Here is a 6,384-nt window from a genome sequence, read left to right on the forward strand (position 1 = left end):
CCCCCGCGCCCGCCCGCCAGTGGCCGATCCTCGCCGTGCTGCTCACGGTCGGACTGGGGCTGCTGCTGACCGCGTTCGACCTGTTCCGGCTCGGCACGCTGCTGATCGGCGTGGCGCTGCTGGCCGGGGCCGCGCTGCGGTGGCTGGTGCCGGACGTCGGCATGCTCGCGGTGCGCTCCCGCTTCACGGACATCGTCACGTACGGCGTGCTGGGCCTGGTGATCGCGCTGCTGGCGCTGATGGTGCAGCCGAAGCCGTGGCTGGAGATCCCGTTCCTGAAGGACACGCTGCACTTCACGGTCAGCGGGTAGCGTCCGGCGGAGCGGAGTGCCGCGTACGGCGGCCCGTCCTCACCCCCGTGAGAGGACGGGCCGCCGGGAACAACCTTCCTGCACGGTGAAGCGCCTGTTCAACGGCTGTCCGGCCGCTGTGGCACGGAAGTGACCGTTCCGCTACGTGTTCCGGAATCCTCCGACCGCCCCGGAACCTCCCTCCGGCGGGCGAAGGGCCCGACGAAGGGGACCGGCGGGTTCCGTGGGTCTCCTCGTGGGTGCAGTGTGTCGATGTATTGACAAGTTCGTGCAACTGCGTACAAGTGGGAGGCGGCGGGGCCGGCATGGGCGATCGTGGTGACCCGGGACGTTCCCCGGGCCGGGACGGGGGTGCGAGGGGCTCGGCCGGGCTTGTGCGGGGTTCCGTTCGGTCGAGGGGGTGACCGGTGGGACACTGGAGCGCAAGCGAGTACGAGCGGGCGCGCGACGGCGTGCGCCCGGAGCCCGATGCTCCCGTGCGCCCCCACCCCGGGAACTGAGACCCTGGCTGGCGGCATCCCTGTGGGTAGCCAGAACGGGACTCGGCAGAGGGCACCATGCGCGAGGGAAACACCAGCACGAACGCGGGGGAAGAGGGGGGAAGCAATGCCTCGTTGGAAGGCCTTGCCGGATGAGCTCGATCCGCAGATCAGGGAATTCACGAGCCAGCTCAGGCGGGTGGTGGACCGCAGCGGTCTGAGCGTCGCGTCGGTCGCCGACCGCACGGGCTACAGCAAGACGTCCTGGGAGCGGTACCTGAACGGCCGGCTGCTCGCGCCCAAGCGCGCGATCGTGGCCCTGGCCGAGGTCACCGGGACCAACCCGGTGCACCTGACCACCATGTGGGAGCTCGCCGAGCGTGCCTGGAGCCGCTCGGAGATGCGTCACGACATGACGATGGAGGCGATCCGGATCTCGCAGGCGCGCGCCGCGCTCAGCGAGCTCGCCGGTCCGCCGGCGGGTGCGGGCGGCAGGAGCCGCAAGGGCGGCGCCGCGGTCCGTCCGGGGGTCGCGGGACCGGCCGGGGTCTCCCCGAGCGTGCCGCCGCAGCCGACCGCCACCGACGTCCGCGACGCCTCCGGGACGGACGCGTGGGGCGTCGACGGACGTGCCGGGGCGCCGCAGCCGGACCGCCGCGGTGCCGGGGCCGTGGCCGCGCCGCCCGCCGGGTACGGACGGACGCCGGGAGCGCACGGCGCACCGCCCCGGGGCACGGCCGACCGCGGCCGCTCCGGCGGCCCCGGGGGCAAGCGGCGCACGTCGACGTTCGTGGTCGGTGCCGTGGGAGCGCTGGTGGTGATCGCCGCCGGGCTCTACGTCACCGGGATGGAGAACGACAAGAAGGAGAACGCGGCCGCCACGTCCCCCTCGCCCACCGCCACCGCCGCCGCGAACCTGCCCGCCGGGGTGAAGTGCAGCGGTGACGGCTGCACGGGCAAGGACGCGGAGAGCATGGGGTGCAGCGGCGACCTGGTGATCACCGCCGGGACCGCGACGGTCGGCACCACCACCGTGGAGGTCCGCTACAGCGAGACCTGCGGCGCCGCGTGGGGACGCATCACCCAGGCCGCGCAGGGCGACAAGGTGGAGATCGCCGCGGGCGGGTCGAAGCAGAGCGACACCATCACCGAGACCGGTGACACGGTCGCGTACACCGCGATGGTGGCGGTCGAGAGCGCGGCCCGGGCCAAGGCCTGCGCGGTGCTCGCCTCCGGCGAGGAAGGCTGCACGGAGTAAGAGGCCGCAGAAAGTAAACCGGGCAAGCTGGGTATTCACCCGGTCGGGGGAGGCTTCCCGCCTCCTTGCGGGGCCCTTCGGGGGAATGTGTGCGGAATATGTGACGAACCGGCATGACCCGGCGAAAGCCGGGCAGGCGGAACCTACCCCCACGGGAGTCCGGCACGGTCGGTCCCCGACGGCGGCCGCCTCAGTCCTCCACCTCTCCCGGACGGGCGGCCGCCCCTTTTCTCGTCCGCCCGGGTGCCGGAGGGGGCGCTCTGTGGGACGGGCCACAGGGAGCCCTGCCCTCCGCGATCGGGGATGCCGCGATAGCCTGACCGCTGGATCTCTCTTGACGCCAAGAGATCGATCATTCGTATCCATGATCGATCATCGCGGCGGACGGCGCCGGGCCACCCGTTCCGGCGACCGGTCACCGCGAACCGGCCGCGGGGATCCCGCACCCCGGGGCAGGGACCGCCCCACCGCCAGCTGTCATACGGAGAACGCCATGACCCGCACTCCCGTGAACGTCACCGTCACCGGCGCGGCCGGCCAGATCGGTTACGCCCTGCTCTTCCGCATCGCCTCCGGCCAGCTGCTCGGCGCGGACGTGCCGGTCAAGCTGCGCCTGCTGGAGATCACCCCGGCGCTCAAGGCCGCCGAGGGCACGGCCATGGAGCTGGACGACTGCGCGTTCCCGCTCCTGCAGGGCATCGACATCACGGACGACCCGAACGTGGCCTTCGACGGCGCCAACGTCGCCCTCCTCGTCGGCGCCCGCCCGCGCACCAAGGGCATGGAGCGCGGTGACCTGCTGGAGGCCAACGGCGGCATCTTCAAGCCGCAGGGTCAGGCCATCAACGCCCACGCCGCGGACGACATCCGCGTCCTGGTCGTCGGCAACCCGGCCAACACCAACGCGCTGATCGCCCAGGCCGCCGCGCCGGACGTCCCGGCCGAGCGCTTCACCGCCATGACCCGCCTGGACCACAACCGCGCGCTGACCCAGCTCTCGAAGAAGACCGGCGTCCCGGTCTCCGAGATCAAGAAGCTGACGATCTGGGGCAACCACTCCGCCACCCAGTACCCGGACATCTTCCACGCCACCGTCGCCGGCAAGAACGCCGCCGAGGTCGTGGGCGACGAGAAGTGGCTGGCCGAGGACTTCATCCCGACCGTCGCCAAGCGCGGCGCCGCCATCATCGAGGCCCGCGGCGCCTCGTCGGCCGCCTCCGCCGCCAACGCCGCCGTCGACCACGTCCACTCCTGGGTCAACGGCACCCCGGAGGGCGACTGGGTCTCCATGGGCATCCCGTCGGACGGCTCCTACGGCGTCCCCGAGGGCCTGATCTCCTCCTTCCCGGTCACCGTCAAGGACGGCGCGTACGAGATCGTCCAGGGCCTGGAGATCAACGACTTCTCCCGCGCCCGCATCGACGCCTCCGTCAAGGAGCTCGAGGAGGAGCGCGAGGCGGTCCGCGGCCTCGGCCTCATCTGACGCACCCCGCTCCACCGGTGATCCCCGGGCCGCCCGCGCGGCCCGGGGATCACCGCGTTCCGGCGTCGGCGGCGGCCTCGGCGGGACCCGTGCACGCGTGCGGCCGGACGCCCTCCGGTGCGGTCGGCTGAAGCCGAGGGAGCGGGAGCGCCCACGCCCGCCCGGCCCCCTTCCGCCTCGGATTTCCACCCCGAAGCCAAGGCCAAAGCTTGGCGCACATCACGCGGCCGAGCCCTTGACAATCCGGTTTCCCCCGCTCCGGCGCATCCCTTATGCTGACGGCCCTTCAACTCGACGGTCACCACTGACCCATCCGCACGGGGGATCGGCATGAGCACCGCACACGTGCCGCGGCAACAGCACCACGCGAACGCCCCGGCGCCCCCGGAACCACCGCCCGTCCCGCCGTACGCCAGCGAGGCCACCCGGCTGCTGTGCGCGGGGACCTACCAGAACGCGGAGTACCGGGACCGCGTGATCGAGCAGCTGTACCTCAACGAGCAGCGGATCGCCGCCCCGTCGTCCGGCTTCGACGCGGCCCGCGTCCTCGCGCACGCGCTGCGGGCCCGGCGGCAGGAACTGCTGTGGTCCACGGCCGTCCTCGGGCTCTGGGCGGTGGGCCTGGCGGTCGGCGGCCTGCTGCTGGGCCTGCAGCTCCTGGCCGGTCTGCTGCTCGCCCTCGCCCCCCGGCTCCGGGGCAGTGCCGAACAGCCGCCCGCGTACCGCCTGTTCGCCGCCTTCGTCGTGCGCTGGTACGGGCGCCTCCTCTTCGCGGTCGGCCTGGCCCTCATGGTCGCCGCCGCGTTCGGCGCCGACTCCGACGGCGGCTCCGGACCCGGCTCGTCGTACGACTCCCACGACTCCTACGACCCGTGGTACGGCTCGGCCTCCGGGAGTTCGGGGGGCTCGGGCTCCTTCGACGGGACGCCGCTGGAGTCGGCCGAACCGTGGCAGGCCTGGTTCGGGATCGCCGTGCTCGTGCTCATCGCGCTGTGCGCCGCCGCCCGGCGCGACCGGTTCGCCCGGGTGTTCGCCGCGGAGCTGTCCGCGAAGCGCTTCCCGGACCTCGCGAACGACCCCGCCGAGCAGGCCGAGGGGGAGCGCTTCTCCCGCCTGGTGCGGCGCATCCGGCGGGAACAGCACGCCCCGCTGGTCATGTACGACGAGGCCCGCCCGTTCTGCGGCGCCGGCACGGCGTACGACACCTGGGTGCTCGCCGTCGAACTCCGGCCGGACGAGGACGCCGCGCCGCAGCCGCTCAGCAACCGGGCGATCCTCGAGAGGGTCCGCCCCCTGCTCGAACAGCTGCGGATGCCCGCCGAGTACGCGGGGACCGCGGTGCGCGACCGGCTGCGCCGGCTCGAGATCGACGAGTGCGTGTTCCTTCCCGTCGAGGGACTGACCGACCGCGACCAGGCCCCCTACTCGGCGGAGGAGTTCGAGCGGCACCGGGTGCGGGCCGTCGAGGAGGGCGGCGAGAAGCGGCGGCACTTCCTGCGCATCCGCGTCGGCGGCTGGGACGAGGAACTGGTCGTCACGGTCTTCGTGCGCGTCCACACCCAGGGCCGCATGCTCATGCTGGAGGTCGCCCCGCACGTCCTGAACCCGGTGCGGGCCGAGTTCAAGGAGGGCGACCGCGTCTCCCACCGGCTGCTCCACGGCAACGTGGTCGGCAGGGCCGCCGGGGCCCTCGCCCTGGTGCCCGGCTCGGCGGGCCGTTCCCTGGCCGCCCTCGCCCACGGCGCCGCCTTCGCGTGGCGGCTGCTGACCGGCGGTCACGCGGTCGCGCTGCCCGACGGGCCCGCCCTCTCCGTGCGGGAACTGGCCGCGGTGGACGTCGGATCCACGTTCCAGCGGATGGATGTGGACCGCTATCTGCGGAGCATCCAGGACCGCATCGGGCGCGGGGTCCGGCAGGCCCTGGCCGACGCCGGTTACGAGACCGGCGAGTTCGTGCAGAAGATCGTGAACATCAGCAACGGCGCCGTGCACATCGACCGGGTCGAGGGCTCCACCTTCGCCATCGGTGAGCACGCGAGCGCCTCCGGCGGTGCCGCACCGCAGAAGGGATGAACCCCGCCATGACGCACGAGGAACCGAACGTCCGGATCGGTGACGTCTCGCACAGCACCTTCGCGATCGGCCGCCACGCGCGGGCCGAGGCCCACCACGGGGGCCCGGCGCAGCGCGACGCGACCACCGAGGAACTGCTGGAGGCGGTCCGCGCGCTGCGGGCGGACCTGTCCCGGGTGCGGCAGAGCGAACAGACGGCCCGGCTGGACGAGGCGCTCGCGGACACCGAGGACGAGATCGGCCGGACCGGCGCGGCCGGTGAGAGCCGCCTCGGGCGGGTGCGGGAACTGCTCGCGGACGCCCAGGCCCTCACCTCGGTGCTCGCCTCGGCCGGGACGGTGGCGGGACTGCTCGGCATGTGAGGCCGGCGACGGCCGGGACGGCCGGGACGACCCGGGAACAAGCCGGGAACAAGCCGGGAAGCTGGGAAGCCGGGAAGACAGGGGGATGCGATGACCGGAGGACCGCGCTACTGGAACGAGGAGTTCCAGCGCTGGGAGGAGGGCGAGGAGGGCACGGCCGACGCGGTCGCCGCGCCTCCGGCCCCCGCCGCCTGGGGGCCGCCGGGCGGCGCCGTTCCGGCTCCGGCGGACGCCGTTCCGGGCCCGGCGGTCGCCGCTCCGGCTCCGGCCGGGACCGCTTCGGACGCTTCGGCCGGAACCGCTCCGGCCGCTCCGCCGACCGCGGAAGGGGCTGGTCCGGCAGCCTCGCCGACGGCGGCCGGACCGGGCGGCCCTCCGGCCGCGGGCGGGGACCCGTCGGCCGGAGGACCCGGCCCGG

The 6,384-nt window shown here is 73.7% G+C and carries 5 protein-coding genes and 1 pseudogene; all 6 read left to right on the forward strand.

Annotation, left to right across the window (positions count from 1 at the left end; all coding sequences use genetic code 11):
* Positions 1-311, forward strand: a 311-nt coding sequence (locus B7L92_RS26250; protein WP_143626377.1) for a DUF3017 domain-containing protein, incomplete at its 5' end; no start/stop codon positions are given.
* A 624-nt stretch (positions 312-935) separates the two neighbouring features.
* Positions 936-2,048: a helix-turn-helix domain-containing protein gene (locus B7L92_RS26255; protein ID WP_081239867.1), complete on the forward strand. Its 1,113-nt coding sequence runs from the start codon at positions 936-938 to the stop codon at positions 2,046-2,048.
* 493 nt (positions 2,049-2,541) lie between these two features.
* Positions 2,542-3,531 carry a malate dehydrogenase gene (locus B7L92_RS26260; protein ID WP_081239868.1) on the forward strand — a complete coding sequence of 330 codons (990 nt, stop codon included), beginning with the start codon at positions 2,542-2,544 and terminating at the stop codon, positions 3,529-3,531.
* 330 nt (positions 3,532-3,861) lie between these two features.
* Positions 3,862-5,604, forward strand: a complete 1,743-nt coding sequence (locus tag B7L92_RS26265) for an AbeC-like domain-containing protein (protein WP_081239869.1) — start codon at positions 3,862-3,864, stop codon at positions 5,602-5,604.
* A gap of 8 nt (positions 5,605-5,612) precedes the next feature.
* The gene (locus B7L92_RS26270) at positions 5,613-5,966 is read left to right on the forward strand and encodes a hypothetical protein (RefSeq protein ID WP_081239870.1); all 354 of its coding nucleotides are present in this window, start codon (positions 5,613-5,615) and stop codon (positions 5,964-5,966) included.
* Positions 5,967-6,056: 90 nt separating this feature from the next.
* A pseudogene (locus B7L92_RS41655) lies at positions 6,057-6,384 on the forward strand (hypothetical protein); the annotation flags it as partial.

Origin of the sequence: Streptomyces viridosporus (assembly GCF_002078235.1) — a bacterium.
GTDB classification, from domain to species: Bacteria; Actinomycetota; Actinomycetes; order Streptomycetales; family Streptomycetaceae; genus Streptomyces; species Streptomyces viridosporus.

What these genes read in the sequence shown, in the direction of transcription:
- B7L92_RS26260 (WP_081239868.1), top strand. Translation starts at nt 2,542, where the DNA reads ATGACCCGCACTCCCGTGAACGTCACCGTCACCGGCGCGGCCGGCCAG.
- B7L92_RS26270 (WP_081239870.1), top strand. Translation starts at nt 5,613, where the DNA reads ATGACGCACGAGGAACCGAACGTCCGGATCGGTGACGTCTCGCACAGC.
- B7L92_RS26265 (WP_081239869.1), top strand. Translation starts at nt 3,862, where the DNA reads ATGAGCACCGCACACGTGCCGCGGCAACAGCACCACGCGAACGCCCCG.